At 69.2% G+C, this 2509-nt stretch carries 2 protein-coding genes; both read right to left on the bottom strand.

The features are described 5' to 3' along the window. On the bottom strand, positions 1–1989 hold a 1989-nt coding region (locus tag Q0U08_RS19820; protein ID WP_298093511.1), incomplete at its 3' end, for a transglycosylase domain-containing protein. Positions 1990–2063: 74 nt separating this feature from the next. Further along, a partial coding sequence (locus tag Q0U08_RS19815; RefSeq protein WP_298093509.1) for a cation:dicarboxylase symporter family transporter occupies positions 2064–2509 on the bottom strand: 446 nt, incomplete at its 5' end.

The following is a 2509-nucleotide window of genomic DNA, read 5'->3' as shown; positions in this document are numbered from 1 at the left end:
CAGCCGCATGTCGACGCCCATGCCCTGAATCAGATCGCCGACCGGATCGCTGGGTTCGATCACGTTGGCGTCGATGACGTTTTCGTCGACCGCCTCTTCCTCGACCGGTGCGGGGACGGGGGCGATGTCGAGGGCGGACTGCATGAAATCGCGCCAGATGCGCGCCGGCACGCCGCCCCCCGACAGGCCGGGATTGGGCGTGTTGTCGTCATTGCCGACCCAGACGCCGACCACCAGATCGCGCGCGAAGCCGACGAACAGCGCGTCGCGCGCGTCCTGCGTCGTGCCGGTCTTGCCGTAAGCGTCGACGGTCAGCAGCGCCTCTCTTCCCGTGCCGCTGCGGATCGAGGAGCCGAGCAGGTCGAGCATGCCGTCATGCACGCTGGCCGAGAAACCCTGCGGGCGATCGGTGAGCGACTGATACCAGCTCTTGTCGCGCACGTCCGCCAGGCCGCGGGGCTGGACCGGATAGCTTTCATTGGCGATCGCGGCGTAGGCGGCGGTGAGTTCGAGCAGCGAGACGGTGGAGGTGCCCAGGCCGATCGTCGCCTCGTTGGCAATCGGGGTGGAGATGCCCAGATCGCGCGCCGCCTTGATGACCGCGCGCACGCCCACCTGTTGCGTCAGCCGCGCGGCGGCGACGTTGGACGAGCGCGCGAACGCCTGACGCAAGGTGATGTCGCCCAGATAGCGACCGTCGCTGTTGCGCGGCTTCCACCCGGCGATGTCGACGGGGCGATCCTCGACGATCGAATCGGGGGTCAGGCCGGAGCGGAGCGCGGCGAGATAGACGAACAGCTTGAAGGCGGAACCGGGCTGGCGACGCGCCTGGGTGGCGCGGTTGAACGGGCTCTTGGCGTAATCCTTGCCGCCAACCATCGCGACGACACGGCCATCGGGGCGCATCGCGACCAGCGCGACCTGTGCCTGGCGGAGACCGGCGCGGCGCACGGTACGCTCGGCGAGCCGCTGGAAACGGCGGTCGAGCGTGGTCCGGACGGTCGCCTCGGTCTTGATCTCGCCGGCCTGATCGCGCGCCTCGGGCAGCACCCAGTCGGCGAAATAGGTGCCGCTGGGTAGGGTTTCGGGGCGCTGGGCCAGCACGCGCTGCGGGCGGACGGCGTTCGCCTCTGCGGCGGTCAGGAAACCGGCATCCTCCATCGCGCCCACGACCACCGCCTGCCGCTTGCGCGCGCCGGCAAGGTTGCTGGTGGGGGCGAGGCGCGAGGGTGCCTTGACCAGTCCCGCCAGCATCGCGGCCTGGCCGATGTTGAGCGTCTTGGGCGTGCGGCCGAAATAATGCTTCGCCGCCGCGTCGATGCCGTAGACATTGTCGCCGAAATAGACGTTGGACAGATAGCGCGACAGGATCTCGTCCTTGGTCAGCCACGCCTCCAGCCAGAAGGCGATCATCGCCTCGCGGATCTTGCGGCCGGCGGTACGGTCCGAATCCAGGAACGCGTTCTTGGCGAGCTGTTGCGTGATCGTGCTGCCGCCCTCGCGCACGCCGCCGGAACCCAGATTGTGGACGAGGGCGCGCAGGATGCCGCGCGGGTCGATGCCCCAGTGCGAATAGAAGCGCCGGTCCTCGATCGCCATGAACGCTTCGCGGACATGCGGGGGCAGGGCGGCGGCGTCGACCGGCTTGCCGATGATCGCGCCGCGCCGGGCGATCGGCTGGCCGTCATCATCGGTCAGCGTGATGGAGGGCGGGGTGGGCGGCTGCAGCGAGCGCGACAAGGGTGCGGTGACCGCCAGCCAGATGATCGCAACGACAAGCAGGACGATGCCGGCGCCGAGGCCCCGGACCAGCCATTTGGCCCAGGGAATGTGGCGGCGACGCTCGGGCTCGTCGACCGGACCGAAATTCCAGCGCTCGTCATTCTCGTCATAATAGGGGCTGGCGTCGCCGATCGGCTCGAACGGGCGATCGGGTGGCGGACGGTCGCCCCGGAAGGGATCATTGGGATTGAACGGATCGGGGCGCATGACTTGGGGTTCCGGCGGTCGGCCACTCGCGTGTATTACCTTGGCAACGCACCGCTGGCAAGCTCATGCGCCTTTTACGCCGCGGGGGCGGCCTCGGGCAAGCGGTCGTGCGTGGCTTCGTCCGCCAGCAGGCCGGCGCGCTTGGCGACCAGCGTGGGGACGAGCGCTTGCCCTGCGACGTTGATCGCGGTGCGGCCCATGTCGAGGATCGGATCGATCGCGAGCAGCAGCCCGGCGCCCTCCAGCGGCAGGCCGAGGGTGGACAAAGTGAGCGTCAGCATCACCACCGCGCCGGTGAGCCCGGCGGTCGCCGCCGAGCCGAGGACGGAGACGGCGACGATCAGCAGGTAATCGGTCGCGTGCAGGCTGAGGCCGTAATATTGCGCGACGAACAGCGCAGAGATAGCCGGGTAGATCGCGGCGCAGCCGTCCATCTTGGTGGTGGCGGCGAAGGGCACGGCGAAGGCCGAATAGGCGCGGGGCACGCCGAGGCGGCGTTCGACGGCATCCTCGGTGACGG

Source organism: uncultured Sphingomonas sp. (genome assembly GCF_946477935.1).
In the GTDB taxonomy this organism is placed as follows: domain Bacteria; phylum Pseudomonadota; class Alphaproteobacteria; order Sphingomonadales; family Sphingomonadaceae; genus Sphingomonas.
This window is presented reverse-complemented; position numbering and strand designations above follow the sequence as displayed.